Origin of the sequence: Streptomyces sp. CB02058 (assembly GCF_001905505.1) — a bacterium.
Lineage (GTDB): Bacteria > Actinomycetota > Actinomycetes > Streptomycetales > Streptomycetaceae > Streptomyces.
On sequence record NZ_LIPG01000003.1, the window covers coordinates 533134 to 551713 of the forward strand.

The 18580-nt window shown below is 72.2% G+C and carries 14 protein-coding genes and 1 pseudogene; 9 read left to right on the forward strand and 6 right to left on the reverse strand.

Annotated features, from left to right (window positions below):
* Positions 1 to 188: 188 nt before the first annotated feature.
* Positions 189 to 758: a TetR/AcrR family transcriptional regulator gene (locus tag AMK10_RS15925; protein ID WP_382565348.1), complete on the forward strand. Its 570-nt coding sequence runs from the start codon at positions 189 to 191 to the stop codon at positions 756 to 758.
* A gap of 29 nt (positions 759 to 787) precedes the next feature.
* Here AMK10_RS15925 and treY read toward each other — a convergent pair whose 3' ends face one another.
* Positions 788 to 3178 carry a malto-oligosyltrehalose synthase gene (treY, locus tag AMK10_RS15930; protein ID WP_073748438.1) on the reverse strand — a complete coding sequence of 797 codons (2391 nt, stop codon included), beginning with the start codon at positions 3176 to 3178 and terminating at the stop codon, positions 788 to 790.
* 96 nt (positions 3179 to 3274) lie between these two features.
* Positions 3275 to 5431, reverse strand: coding sequence for a glycogen debranching protein GlgX (glgX, locus tag AMK10_RS15935; RefSeq protein WP_073748439.1), 2157 nt, complete (start codon positions 5429 to 5431; stop codon positions 3275 to 3277).
* 378 nt (positions 5432 to 5809) lie between these two features.
* On the opposite strand from glgX, the gene AMK10_RS15940 reads away from it, so the two are divergent.
* The gene (locus AMK10_RS15940) at positions 5810 to 7042 is read left to right on the forward strand and encodes an SAV2148 family HEPN domain-containing protein (RefSeq protein WP_073748440.1); all 1233 of its coding nucleotides are present in this window, start codon (positions 5810 to 5812) and stop codon (positions 7040 to 7042) included.
* Between the two features lie 79 nt (positions 7043 to 7121).
* The gene (locus AMK10_RS15945) at positions 7122 to 7853 is read left to right on the forward strand and encodes a 3'-5' exonuclease (RefSeq protein ID WP_073748441.1); all 732 of its coding nucleotides are present in this window, start codon (positions 7122 to 7124) and stop codon (positions 7851 to 7853) included.
* A gap of 58 nt (positions 7854 to 7911) precedes the next feature.
* On the opposite strand, the gene AMK10_RS15950 is transcribed toward AMK10_RS15945, so the two are convergent.
* Positions 7912 to 8778, reverse strand: coding sequence for a phosphotransferase enzyme family protein (locus tag AMK10_RS15950; protein ID WP_073748442.1), 867 nt, complete (start codon positions 8776 to 8778; stop codon positions 7912 to 7914).
* A gap of 191 nt (positions 8779 to 8969) precedes the next feature.
* Positions 8970 to 9773 carry an MBL fold metallo-hydrolase gene (locus tag AMK10_RS15955; RefSeq protein ID WP_073748443.1) on the reverse strand — a complete coding sequence of 268 codons (804 nt, stop codon included), beginning with the start codon at positions 9771 to 9773 and terminating at the stop codon, positions 8970 to 8972.
* Between the two features lie 239 nt (positions 9774 to 10012).
* Between AMK10_RS15955 and AMK10_RS15960 the strand changes: the two genes are divergently transcribed.
* The 4 genes and pseudogenes from AMK10_RS15960 to mgt all read left to right on the forward strand — a co-directional run bounded on the left by AMK10_RS15960 (position 10013) and on the right by mgt (position 14360).
* The gene (locus tag AMK10_RS15960) at positions 10013 to 10957 is read left to right on the forward strand and encodes a carbohydrate ABC transporter permease (protein ID WP_073748444.1); all 945 of its coding nucleotides are present in this window, start codon (positions 10013 to 10015) and stop codon (positions 10955 to 10957) included.
* The gene (locus AMK10_RS15965; protein WP_073748445.1) at positions 10954 to 11793 is read left to right on the forward strand and encodes a carbohydrate ABC transporter permease; all 840 of its coding nucleotides are present in this window, start codon (positions 10954 to 10956) and stop codon (positions 11791 to 11793) included. Before AMK10_RS15960 ends, AMK10_RS15965 begins: the two co-directional genes overlap by 4 nt.
* Positions 11793 to 13100, forward strand: coding sequence for an ABC transporter substrate-binding protein (locus AMK10_RS15970; protein ID WP_073748446.1), 1308 nt, complete (start codon positions 11793 to 11795; stop codon positions 13098 to 13100). Before AMK10_RS15965 ends, AMK10_RS15970 begins: the two co-directional genes overlap by 1 nt.
* A pseudogene (gene mgt, locus AMK10_RS15975) lies at positions 13097 to 14360 on the forward strand (macrolide-inactivating glycosyltransferase). The gene AMK10_RS15970 and the pseudogene mgt overlap by 4 nt, the downstream one beginning before the upstream one ends.
* A 117-nt stretch (positions 14361 to 14477) precedes the next feature.
* Here the strand turns inward: mgt and AMK10_RS15980 are convergent.
* Positions 14478 to 15083, reverse strand: a complete 606-nt coding sequence (locus tag AMK10_RS15980) for a hypothetical protein (protein ID WP_241839555.1) — start codon at positions 15081 to 15083, stop codon at positions 14478 to 14480.
* 276 nt (positions 15084 to 15359) lie between these two features.
* On the opposite strand from AMK10_RS15980, the gene AMK10_RS15985 reads away from it, so the two are divergent.
* On the forward strand, positions 15360 to 15722 hold the full coding sequence (locus tag AMK10_RS15985; RefSeq protein ID WP_073748448.1) for a YciI family protein: 363 nt from the start codon (positions 15360 to 15362) through the stop codon (positions 15720 to 15722).
* A complete protein-coding gene (locus AMK10_RS15990) occupies positions 15719 to 16981 on the forward strand; it encodes an RNA polymerase sigma factor (protein ID WP_073748449.1) in 1263 nt (420 codons plus the stop codon). Before AMK10_RS15985 ends, AMK10_RS15990 begins: the two co-directional genes overlap by 4 nt.
* Positions 16982 to 17025: 44 nt before the next feature.
* On the opposite strand, the gene AMK10_RS15995 is transcribed toward AMK10_RS15990, so the two are convergent.
* Complete coding sequence (locus AMK10_RS15995) at positions 17026 to 18558, reverse strand: polysaccharide deacetylase family protein (protein WP_073748450.1); 1533 nt, start codon at positions 18556 to 18558, stop codon at positions 17026 to 17028.
* Positions 18559 to 18580: the final 22 nt, after the last annotated feature.

An 18580-nucleotide genomic window follows, 5' to 3' on the forward strand; every position in this document is an offset into this window, starting at 1 on the left:
GTGGGTCACCTTCATGGAACGGTGTGGAGGGATCGGCTGCCGTGCGGGTGAGCGGGACCAGGGCCTCTCGTTCGGCAAACGAAAGGCCCTAGGCTGCGTGGGTGAGCAACCCTTCAGCGGGCACACCCGCCCACAAAACCCGGCCCCGCACCCCGCGCAGCGCGGAGGCCAAGCAACGACAGCAGCGCATCCTGCACATCGCCATGGACACCTTCGGAGCCCGCGGCTACAACAACGCCTCGCTCGCCGAGATCGCGGAGCAGGCGGGCCTGACCCAGGCGGGCGTCCTGCACTACTTCCGCTCCAAGGCGCTCCTGCTCACCAGTGTCCTGGAGCTGCGCGACCAGACGGACATCGAACAGCTCGGATCCGACCGGCCCCGCGGACTCGCCTTTCTGAGCCACCTGGTGGACACCGCGCTCCGCAACGCCGAACGGGAAGGCATCGTCCGGCTGTACGCCGTGCTGTCGGCCGAGTCCGTCACCGAGAGCCACCCCGCCCAGACCTACTTCCGTGACCGGTACAGCGGACTGCGCGCCTTCGTGGCCGACGCCCTGCGCGAGGCCTGCGACCTGCCCGCCGACCGCACGGAGCAGGCCGAGACCGCGGCCAACGCCGTCATCGCGGTCATGGACGGCCTGCAGGTGCAGTGGCTGCTGGACCCCGAGGCCGTGGACATGGCGGCCTCCACCGACCTCGTGGTCAACGCGCTGCTGGCCACGCTCGCACCGGACCGCTTCGGGCCCGCCGGGAGCTGAACCGCCGTGCGGGGCTCACCCGCGCCCCGTCACCGCCCCGCGCCGGCCCGCACGAGCAGTGCCACCGGCCGGTCGGCGAACAGGGACGCCAGGCCCACCCGGGGCCCCGTGAACTCCCTTCCCGGCGCGAGGAGATCGGTCCACGGGCCCTCGTCGGGAAGAGCCAGCTCGGTGTCGCGCCAGCCGCCCTCCTCGTCGAGCCGCAGCGACAGCCGGGTCACCGCCGTGACCACCTCGCCGGACCGGCAGAACGCCAGGCAGTGCGAGGCCGCCGGACCGCGGGCCACCAGCGGGGCGTACGTCCCCGACTCACCGAAGAGCTCCGGGCGCTCACGGCGCAGGTGCAGCGCGGCCGTGGTCAGCGCGGCCTTCTCGTCGTCACCGGCGGCGGGCCTGGTGAACGGCCGCCGGTTGTCCGGGTCGACGAGCGCGATGTACTCCCGCTCCGTGCCCTGGTACAGATCGGGCACGCCCGGCATCGTCAGGTGCACCAGCGCGGCCCCCAGCACGTTGGCCCGTACGAAGGGGGCGAGCGTGTCCGCGAACCGGGTCATCGTCTCCCTGGCCTCGCCCGCGTCGCTGCCGGGACCCGCCGCCACGAAGTCGGTCACCGCCCGCTCGTACACCGGGTCCGGCTCGGTCCAGCTGGTGAACAGGCCCGCCTCGCGCACGGACTTCAGCAGCGCCGGCGCCAGCCTGCCCGCCATCTCACCCGCGGGCAGGCTCGCGCAGCCGAACGCCGACTGCCAGGCCTGCCAGGCCAGCTGGGGATCGGGCGCGGGCACGGTGCCGGCCCTGGCCAGCCGTGCCACCAGGGCGGACCACTGCTCGGGGCACTCGGACAGGACCGCGATCCTGGCCCGTACGTCCCCGCTTCGCTTGGTGTCGTGCGTGGTCAGCACCGTCCCCGTGGCCGGCCAGTCCCGGGCGATGCGGGCGCAGAAGGCGTGGAACTCCTCAGGGCTCACCGCGGGCTGTCCGGGGTCGCCCCCGACCTCCGTCGCCGAGATCAGCGGGACATAGCGGTAGAACGCCGTGTCCTCCACCGACTTGGCGTGCAGCGCGGACGCCGTCTGCGCGAACCGCGCGCAGAACGCCGCGTGCTCCGGCCCGTCCCCGAGCCGGCCCAGCGCCAGATCCCGCACCACGTCGACGGCCCGCGCCTCCTCGGCGACCGGGAAGACGGCCTTGGCGTCGCGCACCGCCTCGGCCGGGAGCGCCGACTCGGCGATCTCCGTGAGCGGACCGCCCGCCGTGACGTACGGCCGGTAGACCGGCACCCGGACGAGCAGCTCGCGCACCGCCGTGTGCAGCGCCCACGGCGCGTGGTCGTGCAGCGCGAGGTCACCGGCGCACGCCTCGACGGCGAGACGCGTCAGCCACTCCGTCTCCGCGGCCAGCTCATGGGTGACCACCCGGTACGCCGCGCGCCGGACGGTCGCGGTCCAGTAGCCCCCGCGGTCACCGGGCGGCCCCGCGAAGTCCCGGTAGCGGCCGAGCAGGTCCGCCGCGCCCATCGGGTCCGTGAACAGCCCGTCGATCCGGTGCAGCGCGTCGTAACCGGTCGTGCCCGCGACCGCCCAGCCCGCCGGAAGGGCCTCGGCGCCGGTGAGGATCTTCTCGACCACCGTCCACCGCCCGCCGGTGGCCTCGCCGAGCCGCCCGAGATAGGCGGCGGGGTCCGCCAGTCCGTCCGGGTGGTCGATGCGCAGCCCGTCGAGGACCCCGTCGCCGACCAGTTCGAGGATCTTCGCGTGGGTGGCGGTGAAGACCTCCGGGTGCTCCACCCGGACACCGATCAGATCGGAGATGGTGAAGAAGCGGCGGTAGTTCAGCTCGGTCCTGGCCAGACGCCACCAGGCCAGACGGTAGTGCTGCGCGGCCAGCAGCTCGGGCAGCGGAAGGCCCGCCGTGCCCTCGCGCACCGGGAACTCCAGATCGCCGTGGCGGAGCACGGGCGTGCCGTCGTCCCTGGCCGCCACCTCGAAGCCGCCGCTCTCCTCGCCGACGCGCCCGCCGAGCACGGGCAGCAGCACCTTCCCGCCGCCGGCCGCCCAGTCGATGTCGAACCAACGGGCGTACGGGGACTCCGGGCCCTCGCGCAGGACCTCCCACAGCGGCAGGTTGTGCCGGGGAGCGGCGGCCATGTGGTTCGGCACGATGTCCAGGATCAGCCCGAGGCCGTGCGCCCGCGCCGTGGCGGCCAGCTCCCGCAGCCCCTCCTCGCCGCCGAACTCGGCCCGCACCCGGGTGTGGTCGACGACGTCGTAACCATGGCCCGAGCCGGGCACGGCCTCCAGGACGGGCGACAGATGCAGATGGGAGACGCCGAGCTCGGCGAGATACGGCACGGCGTCCGCGGCGGCGGCGAACGGGAAGCCCGGCTGCAGCTGCAGCCGGTACGTGGCGGTGGGCGTCATGGACTCGTACGTACCCAGCCGGGCGGCTCTCTCCCACCTTCCGCGCCGCCCGGCGCCCCCGGAGGGCCTCCGCCCCGCACCGGTCACCCTTATGGCCTACGCCGGGCGCTTCAGCACCGTGAGACTGCGCCCCACCAGCGTCACCCGTTCGCCCGCCGACACCTTCGGGCCCGCGCCCGGCGGCACCCCGTCCGGGATCGCCGTGTCCACGACGACCTGCCACTGCTTGCCGTGGTTCATCGGGACGGCGAATTCCAGCGTCTCGGCGCCCGCGTTGAACATGAGCAGGAACGAGTCGTCGGCGATCCGCTCACCGCGCGGCCCCGGCTCGGAGATGGCGTGGCCGTTCAGGAAGACCGTCATGGCCTTGGCGTGCGCGGCCTGCCAGTCCCGCTGCGTCATCTCCTCGCCCCTGGGCGTGAACCACGCGATGTCGGACAGCTCGTCGTGCGTCCCCTCCACCGGGCGACCGTGGAAGAAGCGCCTGCGCCGGAAGACCGGGTGGTCGCGGCGGAGCCAGACCATGGCCCGGGTGAACTCCAGCAGGCTCGTGTCCGTGCCGCCGCCGTCCGCGTCGCCGTCCTCGCCGCGCGTGGCGGCGGCCGGGTCGGGCCAGTGCACCCAGGAGAGCTCGTTGTCCTGGCAGTAGCCGTTGTTGTTGCCCCGCTGGGTCCGCGCGAACTCGTCGCCGTGGCTCAGCATCGGCACGCCCTGGGAGAGCATCAGCGTGGCGATGAAGTTGCGCATCTGACGGCTGCGCAGCTCCAGGACCTCCTTGTCCTCGGTCTCGCCCTCCACCCCGCAGTTCCACGAGCGGTTGTGGCTCTCACCGTCCCGGTTGCCCTCGCCGTTGGCGTCGTTGCGCTTGTCGTTGTACGAGACGAGGTCGTGGAGCGTGAAGCCGTCGTGGCAGGTGGTGAAGTTGATCGAGGCCAGCGGGCGCCTGCCGTCGTCCTGGTAGAGGTCGGAGGAGCCCGTGAGCCGGCCGGCGAACTCCGCGAGCGTCCGGGGCTCACCCCGCCACAGGTCCCGCACCGTGTCCCGGTACTTGCCGTTCCACTCGGTCCACAGCGGCGGGAAGTTCCCCACCTGGTAGCCGCCCTCGCCCACGTCCCAGGGCTCCGCGATCAGCTTCACCTGGCTGACCACCGGGTCCTGCTGCACCAGGTCGAAGAACGAGGAGAGCCGGTCCACCTCGTGGAACTGGCGCGCCAGCGTGGCCGCGAGGTCGAAGCGGAAGCCGTCCACGTGCATCTCGGTCACCCAGTACCGCAGGGAGTCCATGATCAGCTGGAGGACGTGCGGGGACCGCATCAGCAGGGAGTTCCCCGTGCCGGTGGTGTCCATGTAGTACTTCTGGTCGTCGGCCAGGCGGTAGTACGAGGCGTTGTCCAGGCCCCGGAACGAGAGCGTCGGACCCAGGTGGTTGCCCTCCGCCGTGTGGTTGTAGACCACGTCGAGGATCACCTCGATCCCCGCCTGGTGGAGCGCCTTGACCGCCTGCTTGAACTCCAGCACCTGCTCACCGCGGTCGCCCCAGGAGGCGTAGGCGTTGTGCGGGGCGAAGAAGCCGATGGTGTTGTAACCCCAGTAGTTGGCCAGACCGGCGTCGGCCAGCCGGTGGTCCTGGACGAACTGGTGCACCGGCATCAGCTCGATCGCGGTGACGCCCAGCTCCGTCAGATGGGCGATGATCTCCGGATGCGCCAGGCCCGCGTAGGTGCCGCGCAGCTCCTCGGGCAGGCCCGGGTGAAGCATCGTCAGACCCTTCACATGGGCCTCGTAGATCACCGTGCGGTGGTAGTCCGTACGCGGCCGGCGGTCGTCGCCCCAGTCGAAGTACGGGTTCACCACGACCGAGCTCATCATGTGCGGCGCCGAGTCGAGGTCGTTGCGCTCGTCCGGCTTGCCGAACGGATAGCCGTACACCGCCTCGCCCCACTGGATCTGCCCCGAGATCGCGCGCGCGTACGGATCGAGGAGCAGCTTCGCCGAATTGCAGCGCTGTCCGCGCTGCGGCTCGTACGGACCGTGCACCCGGAAGCCGTAGCGCTGCCCCGGCATCACCCCGGGCAGATAGGCGTGCCGCACGAAGGCGTCGGTCTCACGGAGTTCCACCGCCGTTTCTGAACCGTCGTCGTGCAGCAGGCACAACTCGATTCGGTCGGCGGCCTCCGAGAAGACCGCGAAGTTGGTTCCTGCGCCGTCATAGGTGGCGCCGAGGGGATACGCGTGTCCCGGCCAGACCTGCATAGATAGGACTCTTCCACTTCTGATCCGGGTGCTGGGGGTTTTCGCCCCGATACTCCCCGAAAGACGGTCCTGTACCTAGTACGTCGCCCGGTGCGGCCGGGTCCCGTCGGGTGATCCCGCGGGTCCGGTCAACCTGGGACACGTCGGTGTCGCCCGGACAGGGGGCCCGGGCCGCCGGGCGGCTCCTCCGTCCGGTATGCGGCATGCGAGGGGGTGCGCAATCACTATGAACCATCTCACTCCACCCGATCTCACCGCAAGGAACGGGCCTTCACCATAGGGGAGTTGAGAAAGGAGCTCGCGCATCCGGCTGCACGCCTCCCGCTCCCGGAGTACCCTTCCTTGATCGTTGGTGGGGGAGTGGAAGGCGGTACGCGGGTGAGCTCGGGAGGGTTCGAGCTGCCCCCAGGTGACGCAGGTCACGAGGGGGAGCCGACCGATGCCCCGCCGGGGGCGGTCTCCCTCGCGCAGCCCATGGAGATCGGCGCCGAGCTGGACTGGGGAGCCGACGCCTGGAACGAGGTCCGCACCCGGGCCCAGCGCGCCGGGCGCGCGTACATCTGGCTGAATCTGGTGGAACAGAGGCTGCGCGCCGTGGTCTCCGCCGTCATCCGGCCGATCTACGAGCCCGTGCACGGCGAGGACTGGGTGGTCGCCGCCGCGGGACCCGCCGGGCAGGAGTGGGTGCAGCGCGCCGTCGCGGTCCGGGAGGTCTCGCGCCGCAAGGGCTATCTGCTCGACCCGGCCGACGACAACGTCCTCAGCTTCCTGACCCTGCCCCAGCTGCGCGAGCTGATGGTCCAGCACTGGCCGTGCTTCGAGCCGTACTTCGACGACCGCCGCGAGGTGGAGCTCGCGCTCGACGAGCTGGAGGTGGCGCGCAACGTCGTCTCCCGCAACCGCGCGCTCAACGAGGCGGTCCTCGCGCAGGCCGAGCGGGCGTCCGCCCGGCTCCTGGAGATCCTCGGCAGCGGCGCCGCGGTCCCGTCCGCCGACCGGCTGCCCGTGGACGCCGTCGAGGAGCTGGTCGGCGACCGCTACGCCGACGTCGTCTCCGTCCACCCCGACCGGGTGCGGCTCCAGCGGCAGCTCCCCGCCGAGGACCTGTTCGGCGGGGCGCGCCGGCTGGACGCGATCGGCATAGGGCTCAACCTCCTCACACAGAACTTCTCCGGGCGCCGGCTGGTGCGCCTCGCCGAGTCGGGCTGCCGGGTGCGGCTGCTGTTCATCAACCCGGCGAGCAGCGCGGTCAAGCGCAGGGAGCGCGAACTGGGCCTCAAGAAGGGCGAACTGAGCCGGTCCGTGGAGATGAACATCCTCCACATGCGCCGGGTGCGCTCCAAGCTCCGCGACCCGGGCGCCTTCCAGATCCACGTCTTCGACGAGACACCGCGCTTCACGGCCTATCTGGTGGACGGCGACGGGCCCGACGCCGTGGGGGTCGTCCAGCCCTACCTGCGGCGCGCACGCGGCATGGAGGCGCCCGTGCTGGTGCTGCGGGGCGGCGGGCGCTCGGTGGTCAGGGCGGGACAGGACAGCGAGCACGGACTCTTCGAGACGTACCGCGAGGAGTTCGAGTCGGTGTGGACGGACTCCAGGCCCGTCTCCTGACACCCCTTCCCGGGGTTGTCAGTGGTGCGTGCGAAGGTGGTCATCACTTGGGGGAAAGCACCACAGGAGGAGGTACGGGATGAGCTGGCACCAGGAGCGCCTGGTCGGCTTCGACCTGGAGACGACCGGCACGGAACCGCTGGAGGCCCGGATCGTCACCGCCGCGGTCGTCGCGGTGGACAGCAGGCACGGCGAGCCGGTCCGCAGCAGCACCTGGCTCGCGGATCCCGGCATCCGGATCCCCGCACAGGCCTCCGCGATCCACGGCATCAGCAGTGAGCGGGCCGCGGCGGAGGGCCGCCCGGCGCGCGAGGTGGCCGACGAGGTCGCCGGCACCCTCGTGGAGTACTGGCGCGAGGGCGTGCCCGTCGTGGCGTACAACGCGGCGTTCGATCTGACCCTGCTCTCGGCGGAGCTGCGCCGCCACGGACTGCCGTCGCTGAGCGACCGGCTGGACGGCAGGGGGGTCGGCCCCGTCATCGACCCGTACACCATCGACCGGGCCGTCGACCGCTACCGCAAGGGCAAGCGCACCCTGGAGGCGGTGTGCGTGGAGTACGGCGTGGTGCACGGCGGGGCCCATGACGCGGCGGCCGACGCGCTGGCCGCGGTGCGCGTGGCGTACGCGATAGCCGACCGCCACGGCTCGGTCGCCGCCCTGGAGACCACCGACCTGCACGAGCGTCAGATCGAGTGGTATGCCGACTGGGCCGCCGACTTCCAGAAGTTCCTGCGCCGCAAGGGCACGGCGGACGCCGTGATCGACGGCCGCTGGCCGTTGCGCGAGCCGGCCCCGGTCAGCGCCTCCTGACCCGCGGTGCTCCGGCACACCGGGGCGGATGTGCCCGTGCCCGGTGACGGTGCGACGCTCAGAAGGGGTACCAGCGCACCTCGGGGTCGTCCTCGCGCAGTGACGCCACCCTGCGGCGGAACTCCGCCAGGGCCTTGGGGTTCCCCGGCGCGTGCTGGGAGACCCAGGCGCAGCTGGCCGTCTCGCGGGCGCCCCGCAGCACCGTACAGCCCTCCCAGGCGCGGACGTCCCAGCCGTACGCGTCGGTGAAGGCGTCGTAGGACTCGACGGGCAGTCCGTACCGGTCACGGGAGAGGGCGAGGACGACCAGGTCGTGCTCGCGCAGATCGGCGGAGAAGGTCTCCAGGTCCACCAGGACCGGTCCGTCCGGGCCGACGTGGACATTGCGGGGGAGTGCGTCGCCGTGGATCGGCCCCGGCGGCAGATGCGGGGACAGTTCCGCCGCGGCCTTCGCGAAGCCGTCGCGGCGGCCGCGCAGATAGTCGGCGTCGGCGGGATCGATGGCGTCGCCCGCGAGGCGCAGCCAGCGCTCGACACCGCCGAGCAACTCGCGGCGCGGCAGCGTGAAGCCGACGGGGGCGGGCAGCGCGTGGATCTGGGTGAGCAGCGGGGCCAGATCGCGCGGCTCGGTCGGGCGCACGGCATCGGGCAGCCGGTGCCACAGGGTCACTGGGTGGCCCTCCACCAGCCGGGCCTCGGCCTCCGCGGCCCGTACGGCGGGCACGCCCGACGCGGCGAGCCACCGGGCGACGGCCACCTCGCGCTCGGCCCGCTCCCGCAGCTCCGGGTGGTGCGTGGCGTCCCGGCCGACCTTGGCCACCAGGTCGCCGACAGCGAACACCGCGTTCTCGCCCAGCGCGAGGAGCTCCGAGCCGCCGGGCAGCCCGGCGGCGGTCAGTACCTCGCGCGCACGCTTGTCGTCCATGGCCCGATTTTCTCATCCCCGCAGGCCACCTCGACCGCGGGCACCGCTTCGGCGGGTGGGCGGCAGCCGCCGGCTTCCCGGTCCCGCCCACGGCCGGTGCCCGAAAGGCGGAGCGGCCACCCGGGCCCGCGAGGGGACCGGCCTGCCGACGGACCTGCCGCCCCTGGAGCCCGCCGGCCGCACCGGCCGGGTCAGCGGGTGACGAACGGCTCGGTCAGGTGGGGCGTCGCGAGACGGAGGGTGCCGGCGGCCGGATCGTCGAGCACCCGTTCCCTGGACGACCTCGCCTGCTCGGCGTCCATCTCGTGGGCGTAGGCGAGTGCGGGGTGGAGCAACTGGATCGCGTGCACGAGCAGGTCACCGGTGACGGCGACCGTTTCGTCTCCGGCGGTGACGAGCAGGCTCTGGTGGCCGGGCGTGTGACCGGGCGTGGGGAGGATGCGCTCGCCGCCGCGCAGCGTTGTCTCGCCCTCGAGCGTCCGTAGCCGGCCGGTCGTGCGGAGCGGGCCGATCACCGAGGACAGCAGCTGCGGGTTGATCTCCTCGATCGCGTCGAGTTCGGCCTGCTGCAGCAGGTACGCGGCGTTCGGGAAGAACGGCCGGGCCTGCTCGCCGCCGACGACGGCCCAGCCCACATGGTCGGTGTGGAGGTGCGTGAGCACCACGGTGTCCACATCGGACGGGTCGATACCGGCGGCGGCCAGTGAGTCCGGGAGCGCCCCGGGCACGGGCGCCCAGGAGGCCGCCGGGCTGTCCGCCGGGCCGATCCCCGCATCGACCAGTGTCACTCCGCGGTCGCTGCGGACGGCGAAGGCGCGGAACCGGAGCATCCAGCGCCCGTCGGCGTCGAGCGCGCCGGGATCGAGCCGGTCCGCTGCCGCCCACTGCTCGGCGGTGGCGTCGGGGAACGCCTCCGCCCTGGGGGAGAAGAAGGGGCCGGCGCCGTCGGCGAGCGCGATGACGGTGTAGGGGCCGACCTGGATGGAAGGGGGCATCCCACAGATGGTGCCACCGGCCGGCGGCTCATGACCAGGCGCCCGCCCCGGCCCCCGCGCCTGCCCGTGTCCGGCCCGTACGGACCGCGGGTCACCTCCGCCGTCCGCCGTCGTCCGCGCGAACCGCCAGGGGGGCAGGCCACCTTGACGTAAGGGCGGGCCGTCAGCACGATGACGGGGGCCGCCAGTGCGGCCATACGGGTATGAAACCGATCCAATGAGGTAAAGGGGTCGAATTCATGACACTGGCGACCGCAACGGCGCGGTCCGGGCGTAAGCCCCCGTCCCCCCGGGGCGGACGGGGTGAGCACCGCCGGCGCGACGGCGCCACCTGGTTCCTGGTGCTGCCCGCGCTGATCCCGATCCTGATCCTGAGCGTCGGCCCCCTGCTGTACGGCATCGCGCTGGCCTTCACCGACGCGCAGTCGGGCCGCACCCGCTCCACGCAGTGGATCGGCACCCTCAACTTCCAGGACCTGCTGCACGACACCCTGTTCTGGGAATCCTTCCGGATCGGCCTGCTCTGGGCGGTCGGCGTCACGGTCCCGCAGTTCGTGCTCGCGCTCGGCCTCGCCCTGCTGCTCAACGCGAACCTGCGGATGCGCTGGCTGGCCAGGGCGCTGGCGATCATCCCCTGGGCCATGCCCGAGGTCGTCGTCGGCATCATGTGGCGGCTGGTCTACAACCCCGACGCGGGCATCCTCAACGAGACCATCCGCGACCTGGGGCTCGGTGACGGCAGGGACTGGCTCACCGGACTCGCCACCGCCCTGCCCGCCGTGATCGTCGTCGGGATCTGGGCCGGCATGCCGCAGACCACGGTGGCCCTGCTCGCCGGGCTGCAGAACACCCCGCACGAACTCCACGAGGCCGCGGCCCTCGACGGGGCGGGTGCCTGGCGCCGTTTCCGAACGGTCACCTGGCCCGCCATGAGGCCCGTGGCCCTCGCGATCAGCGCCCTCAACTTCATCTGGAACTTCAACTCCTTCGCCCTGGTCTACGTCCTGACCAGCGGCGGTCCCGGGGGCCGCACCCGGCTGCCCATGCTCTTCGCCTACGAAGAGGCCTTCCGCTACGGACAGTTCGGATACGCCGCCGCGATGGGCTGTGTGATGGTCGCCGTGATCTCGGTGCTGCTCGCCCTCTTCCTCGTCGGCCGGCTCAGGGGAGGCGAGGACGTATGAGCCTCCGTACGGGCAGAACCGCGCGCGCCGGACAGTACGCCGCGCTCCTGTGCTACCTCGTCTTCCTGGCGTTCCCCTTCCTCTGGCTGATCTCCACCGCCTTCAAGCCGGCCACCGAGCTGGGCTCGCTGCACCCGACCTGGATCCCCGGGAACCCGACGCTGGACAACTTCCGGCAGGCCTTCGACGAACAGCCCCTGCTCAGGGCCGCCGCCAACTCGCTGACCGCCGCGCTCTGCGCCGCACTGATCGCCGTCGTCATCGCGACCCCCATGGCGTATGTGATGGCACGCCACCGGAGCAGGCTCTCCACGGCCGCCACCGGCTGGGTCGTGATCAGCCAGGCGTTCCCCTTCGTCCTGGTGATCATTCCGCTCTTCCTGGTCCTCAAGTACCTGCACCTGATCAACTCGCTGTGGGGGCTGATCCTGGTCTACGTCGTCTGGTCGCTGCCCTTCGCGCTCTGGATGCTGGCCGGTTACGTACGGGCCGTGCCGCCCGAGCTGGAGGAGGCCGCGGCCGTCGACGGAGCGGGCCGGGCCCGGATACTCGTCTCGGTCGTCGCGCCGCTGCTGGCCCCCGGGATCGTCGCCACGGCGCTCTTCGCGTTCATCACCGCATGGAACGAGTTCTTCTTCGCTCTCGTCCTGCTCAAGACACCGGAGAAGCAGACCTTGCCGGTCGTACTGACCCACTTCCTCGGCGCGGAGGGCGTGGCTGACCTCGGGCCGCTCGCCGCCGCCGCGTTCCTCGCCACCCTTCCCTCGCTCGTCCTCTTCGCGGTCGTCCAGAAGCGGATCACGGGCGGTCTGACGGCCGGGGCGGTGAAGAGCTGATGCGACGACGCCTCCACACGGTCACCGCGGCGGTCGCCGCCGCGCTCGCCCTCCTGCTGGGCGGCTGCTCGGGAGACGGCGGGCGGTCCACGGACGCCGACGGCACGATCCGGCTCAGCTTCCAGTCGCTGGCCTGGCAGAAGGAGTCGGTCGACGCCAACGAAGAACTCGTCCGCGAGTGGAACGCCGCCCACCCCGGCATCCAGGTGGACTACGTCCAGGGCAGCTGGGACAACGTCCACGACCAGTTGCTCACCGCCTTCGAGGGCGGCGAGGCGCCCGACATCATCCACGACGCCTCCGACGACCTCGCGGACTTCGCCTACGGCGGCTACCTCGCCGATCTGCGGACCCTGCTGCCGGAACGGCTGAAGAAGGACATCCCGCAGCAGTCCTGGTCCACCACCACCTTCGGCGACGGCGTGTACGGAGTGCCGTTCCTCCAGGAGCCGAAGGTCCTCATCGCCAACACGGAAATCCTCAGGTCCTCGGGCGTCCGGATCCCGACACCGGGGAAGCCGTGGAGCTGGGCGGAGTTCCGGCAGGTCACCGATGAGCTGACGAGCAAGGAGAAGGGGACGTACGGCGTCGCCTGGCCGCTCAAGGAGCCGGTCTCCGTGACCCTCAATCTGGGGCTATCGGCGGGCGGTCAGCTCTTCCACCGCGGCGCCGACGGCAAGGTGACCATCCGCTTCGGCGAGGGCGACCGGATCATGCCCGGCACGGTCAGGGATCAGGTCAACTCCGACGGGAGCGCGGCCCGTACGGCGCTCGGCATGGGGGGCTCGGACTCGCTCCCGGGTTTCTTCGGAGGCAAGTACGCCATGGTCCCCCTGGGGTTCTCCTACCGCCAGCAGGTTGTCGAGCAGGCCCCGAAGGGCTTCGACTGGACGGTCCTGCCCGCCCCGGCGGGCAGTGACGGCCTGGCCCAGGGCGTCAGTCCGCAGACCCTCTCGGTCGCCGAGGACAGCCCGCACAAGAAGGAGGCTGCGCAGTTCATCGACTTCCTGCTCCGCCCGGAGAACATGGTCCGCCTGGCTAAGGGCGACTGGATGCTGCCGACCGGGACCGAGGCCCTGGCCGATCCCGCACTCCACACCGCTGAGAACGGCTGGGCCACGGGCGCGGCACTGGCCAGGGACCTGCGCCCCGCGCCCGCGCAGTCGGTGCGCGGCTACCCCGAATGGAAGGACAAGGTCGCCACACCCGCGCTCCAGGAGTACTACAGCGGGGCCATCGACACGGAGGAGCTGAAGAAACGCCTGGTCGAGGACGGCAACCGGGTGCTGGCCCGCTACCAGCGCTGAACCGGCCGAAGCAGCGGGGCCGAAAACAACTGGACGAGACGTATCGTCTCGTTTACCGTAGTGGTCATGCCGACGACCCCGCGCGCCCACATCGCCATGTTCTCCATCGCCGCCCATGGACACGTGAACCCGAGCCTCGAAGTGATCCGGGAGCTCGTCGCCCGTGGGCACCGCGTCAGTTACGCGATCCCCGCGTCCTTCGCCGAGAAGGTCGCCGCCACAGGAGCGGAGCCGGTGATCTACACCTCCGTGCTGCCCACCGAACCGGAGGACTGGGGCACCGAACTCATCGACAACATCGAGCCGTTCCTGGAGGACGCGATCCAGGCCCTCCCGCAGCTCGCCGACGCCTTCGAGGGCGACGAACCCGACCTCGTCCTGCACGACATCACGGCCTACCCGGCCAGGGCCCTCGCCCACCGCTGGGGAGTCCCCGCCGTCCAGCTCTGGCCCAACCTGGTCCCCTGGGAGGGGTATGCGGAGGAGGTGGGGGAGCCCGCGAACGCCGAGCTGAAGCAGACCGATCGGGGCCGGGCGTACTTCGCGCGCTTCGACGCCTGGCTCGCGGAGAACGGCCTCGGCGACCTCTCCTGCGACGACTTCGTCGCCCGGCCGCGCCGGGGCCTGGTGCTGATCCCGGAGGCGCTCCAGCCCAACGCCGACCGGGTGGACCGCACCAGGTTCACCTTCGTCGGCGCCTGCCAGGGCGAGCGCGCCGACCAGGGGGAGTGGGAGCGCCCGGCCGGCGCCGGGAAGGTGCTGCTGGTCTCGCTCGGCTCCTCGTTCACCAACGAGCCGGCGTTCTATCGCGCGTGCGTCGAGGCCTTCCGTGACCTGCCCAAGTGGCATGTGGTGCTGCAGATCGGCGCACAGGTGGACCCGGCGGCACTCGGGGACGTACCGCCGCACGTCGAGGTGCGCTCCTGGGTGCCGCAACTGTCCGTGCTGAAGCAGGCGGACGCCTTCATCACCCACGCGGGCGCAGGCGGCAGCCAGGAGGGCCTGGCCACCGGCACTCCGATGGTCGCGGTCCCGCAGGCCGTCGACCAGTTCGGCAACGCGGACATGCTCCAGGAGCTCGGCGTCGCCCGCCACCTCCCGATGGAGAAGGCCGACGCGAACGCACTGCGCGCCGCGGTCCTGGACCTGGTGGACGACCCGGAGGTCGCCGCGAGGCTGGCCCGCATCCAGGAGCGAATGGCGAAGGAGGGCGGCACACGACGTGCGGCCGACCTGATCGAGGCGGAACTGACGGGGTGACGGGAGGTGAGGCCCCTGGGGCGAGGGGGCCGACGACCGCGGACGGCGAAGCCCTTCTGCGCGATGCCCGGCACCGACCGGCGCCCTTCGAGCGTCCTGGACCCCAGCGGACCGCGTTTACAGATCTCCCTCGCGCCCGGCGACGGAAGGCGGTGCGACCTCGATGATCACGGCCGTACCGACGACCGGCCTGCCCTCGTGCATGGTGATCACGTCGCCGGGCCTGACATGGCGCCACTGTTCGGGGCTGAGCGGTGCCAGACGGACCGTCGCGCTTTCTCCCGGTGCCAGTCCGGGCGCACCCTCCACCCACAGTCGCGCGACATTCACCGCCTGCCCGCCATCGGGCGCCCGGTTGCCGATGTCCCAGAGCGGCCGCAGCTGCCCTTGCCCGGCGAAGGCGGTCCGGCGTCCGCCCTCCTCCGTGCTGAGCAGGTTCAGCCTGGCCCGGAGGGTGCCGTGCTGGGTCTCCCAGGCCCGCCACTCGCACCAGTCGGCGCTCCGCTCCAGCATCATCTGGCGGGCCGCGTCCTCGAGATGCGACCAGAACCGCGGGGCGACCGGCTGCTCGTCCGCGATCTCCATCAGGAGGTCGAGCACGAGCTCCCACTCCTGCGCCCGTTGACACGCGCGCACGTCGTCGACCGTCATGCCGCTGCCGGCCCCGGCACCCTCGGGGAGCAGAGCGGTCGCTCGCCGAAGGAGAGTGAAGGCATCGTCCATGAGGAGCATTCTCCGCCTCCGCCCCGCCCCGTGTCCGCCTCCGCCCGGGCCGCGACCGGGCCCGGCTCCTCACCGGGCCGCCGGACCAACTCCGCCGCGTGGCCGGGCTGTAGGTTGATCGCTTGCGTCGCTCCGGTGGGTGCGTGGGCCGCTCGACGGCGGTGCGGAAAAAGATTTCGAAGAAATTCGTCGTCGGATGTCGAGGACCCGCCTCCCGCTCCGACTGAGGGGTGACAGCGCGCCGACGGGGCGCGCGGGATGGGGAGGACACCCGAGATGAAGTACGTAGCGATGATCTACGGCAACCAGGCCAAGTGGGACTCCTTCCCGGCCGAGGCGTGGCCGGAGGCGATCGCCAAGCAGGAGGCGTTCAACAAGAAGTACCGCGAGAGCGGTGAACTGCTGGGCGCCTACGGCCTGGCGGACGCGGCCAACGCCCAGCTCGTGCGCCGCGAGGACGGCGTGCCGGCGGTCACCGACGGCCCGTACCTGGAGACCAAGGAGTACATCGCCAGCTTCTACATGCTGGACTGCGACACCCTGGAGCGGGCACAGGCCATTGCCGCGGACATGCCGTTCGCCGACGTGGATCCGGTCGAACTGTGGCCCGTCCTGCACGAGTCCGCGGCGGACGTGTGACCGCCGGGCGCCACGTCGCCGAGGACCTGCTGCGCGAGCTCGCGCCGCAGGTCCTCGGCACGCTCGTACGCCGCTACGGCGTCTTCGACGCATGCGAGGACGCCGTCCAGGAAGCGCTTCTGGCCGCCGCACTGCAGTGGCCCGGAACCGGTGTCCCGGACAACCCCCGCGGCTGGCTCGTCACCGTCGCCTCCCGCAAGCTGGTCGACCAGATCCGCAGCGACAGCGCCCGCCGACGCCGCGAGGACACCCTCACCCTGGCCACTCCACAGGCCGCACTGCTCAGCCACGCCGCCGACGACGTACCCGACGCCGACCGGGACGACTCGCTGGCCCTGCTGTTCCTCTGCTGCCACCGCGCACTGTCACCGGCCAGCCGGATCGCACTGACCCTGCGCGCGGTCGGCGGCCTGACCACCGCGCAGATCGCCGCGGCCTTCCTGGTGCCCGAGACGACCATGGCCCAGCGCATCAGCCGCGCCAAGCAGACCCTCAACTCCTCAGGCGCCCCCCTGTCCGTGCCCGAGGGGACGGACCTCACCGAGCGGCTGGCCGAGGTGCGGCACGTGCTCTACCTCGTGTTCAACGAGGGATACAGCACGACCGGCGGTACCGAGGGCACCGGCCCGACCGCGCCGGAACTGTCCGACGAAGCGATCCGGCTCACGCGGATGCTGCACCGTTCGAAGCCCGACGACACCGAGACCGCCGGCCTCCTCGCGCTGATGCTGCTCACCGACGCGCGCCGCCCCGCCCGCACCGGCCCGTCCGGGGAACTGGTACCGCTGACGGATCAGGACCGGGGCCGGTGGGACCGCCGAGCCATCGCGGAAGGGGTCGACCTGATCAGCCGGACCCTGCCGCTCGGCCGGGTCGGCCCCTACCAACTGCAAGCCGCCATCGCGGCCGTGCACGACGAGGCCGAGGACACCGGCGCCACCGACTGGCCCCAGATCCTCGCCCTGTACGAGATCCTGGAACAGTTCGGGCCGAACCCGATGGTCACCCTCAACCGTGCGGTGGCCGTCGCCATGGTCCACGGCCCGGCCGCCGGACTCGCCCTGATCACCGAGCTGGAGACCGACAGCCGCACGGCCCGCCACCACCGCCTGCTCGCCACCCGCGCCCACCTCCTCGAACTCCTCGGCGAACACGAGGCCGCGGCGGCCTCCTACCGCGAAGCCGCCCGCCGCACCACCAGCACCCCCGAACGCCGCCATCTCACCGCCCGCGCCCACCGCCTGGAGGTCCGTGCGTGACGCGCCGAGGGCGCCGGATCGCGGGCGTCCAGGAGCTGCCCGGCCTACCCCCGTTCCCGCGCCGGCGGTCCCACCGTCAGTGAGGTGAAGCGCGGCCAGGCGCCGGCCGGGTCCCCGTTGCGGACGCTCAGGGCGAAGCCTCCGGTCGCGTCGCCCCCGGTCGCCCTGGTGCCGAGCCGTTCGATCCGCGTACCGCCGTCGACGACGACCACGGTCCGGTCGCCGTCCACGGTGACCCGCACCCGGTGCTCCGCCGCAGCGGTGATCCTTCTGCGGGTGATCTCGCGCCACCGCCCGTCCCGGCGCTCCAGCAGGCGGACATGGCTCAGGCTGACCGCGACCGCGAGCGGGTCGCGGCTGCCGTCGCGCACGACCAGGCCGACGTTGTTCTCCGACTCGCGCAGCCGGTCCGCCCGGGCGTCCACGGTGTAGGCGGACCAGTCGGCCGTGCTCGTCGGCCGGTAGGAGGCCGCGGCGTACGCGGTGCTCCGGGGGTACGGGCCCGTGCCGGTGAGTGCTCCCAGGCCGGTGGCGTTCGTACGGTCGCTGCGCCGCCACAGCAGTGGTTCCGCCAGCGGTGCCGGGCACGCGTCGGGGGAGACGGCCGTCCAGCGCTCGACGCGGGTCAGCAGGTCCCGGACATCCGTCCGGCGCGTGACCTCCACCCGCTGCACCTCGCGGGCCGCCGCCGCCCGGCGCCCCGCCGGGAGCGGGCGGTCCGAGCTGTTCGTCAGGGCGGCGGCGAACCGCGCGTCGAGCGCCGCCCGCAGTGTCCGGTTCGTGGGCCGCACCGAGCCGTTCCGGCCGTTCGCCTCGGAGAAGGGGTAGGCGAAGAGCCTCGGGGCGGGCAGACCGTGGCGGGTGATGTCGCCGATCGAGCGGTCCAGATCGGCCTCGACACGCCGCCGGTACTCCGCCTCCGTCTCCCGGCGCTTCTCACCCGACAGCCACAGCCGGCTGGTGAGGGCCGAGGCCCGGTTGCCGGACGCGTCCACGGGCGACCGCTGGTGCAGGTCGTGGGTGTGGTTCTCGAAGTCCCAGCGCCCCGAGCGGGCCATCCGGCCGATCTCCTCCCAGGAGAGGTAGTACGGGCGGTGGCTGCCGACCGCGCGCGTGATGAGGAAGGCCGCCGCCCGCATCCGGTACTTGGCCAGAATGCGGTCGGCGTGCACCCACAGCCCGTGCGTACCGTCGTCGAAGGTGAGGAACACCGAGCGCGGACCGGGCGCCGGCCCGCCCCGGAGGTACGCGACGAACTCCGCGCTGCTCAGGGTGCGGTAGCCCGCCGCCGCGAGGGCGCCGAGCTGGGCGGCGAACGCCTCGGGGGTCACGGTGTAGCGGCTGTGGCTGTCGCGGCCGATGTCGTGGTACGCCAGTACGACGGGCGCGGCGCCCCGGGTACGCGATCCGGCCGGGGCCCCACCCGCGGGCGCGTCCTTCGCCTGTCGTGGTGGCGGCTCCTGGGCGGTCACCGCCCTGCGGAACTCGTTGTAGCGCCACGCGCCGTAGAAGGGCGCGCAGACCATGGTCAGGGCCAGCAGCCAGAGCAGCACACGGGCCGGTGCGGAGCGGGTCACGGAAGGGTCCCCCGGGAAAGCA

Coding starts and splice junctions, on each gene's coding strand:
- treY (WP_073748438.1), bottom strand. CDS start 3,178: ATGACGCCCACCGCCACGTACCGGCTGCAGCTGCAGCCGGGCTTCCCG.
- glgX (WP_073748439.1), bottom strand. CDS start 5,431: ATGCAGGTCTGGCCGGGACACGCGTATCCCCTCGGCGCCACCTATGAC.
- AMK10_RS15945 (WP_073748441.1), top strand. CDS start 7,122: ATGAGCTGGCACCAGGAGCGCCTGGTCGGCTTCGACCTGGAGACGACC.
- AMK10_RS15950 (WP_073748442.1), bottom strand. CDS start 8,778: ATGGACGACAAGCGTGCGCGCGAGGTACTGACCGCCGCCGGGCTGCCC.
- AMK10_RS15955 (WP_073748443.1), bottom strand. CDS start 9,773: ATGCCCCCTTCCATCCAGGTCGGCCCCTACACCGTCATCGCGCTCGCC.
- AMK10_RS15960 (WP_073748444.1), top strand. CDS start 10,013: ATGACACTGGCGACCGCAACGGCGCGGTCCGGGCGTAAGCCCCCGTCC.
- AMK10_RS15965 (WP_073748445.1), top strand. CDS start 10,954: ATGAGCCTCCGTACGGGCAGAACCGCGCGCGCCGGACAGTACGCCGCG.
- AMK10_RS15970 (WP_073748446.1), top strand. CDS start 11,793: ATGCGACGACGCCTCCACACGGTCACCGCGGCGGTCGCCGCCGCGCTC.
- AMK10_RS15980 (WP_241839555.1), bottom strand. CDS start 15,083: ATGGACGATGCCTTCACTCTCCTTCGGCGAGCGACCGCTCTGCTCCCC.
- AMK10_RS15985 (WP_073748448.1), top strand. CDS start 15,360: ATGAAGTACGTAGCGATGATCTACGGCAACCAGGCCAAGTGGGACTCC.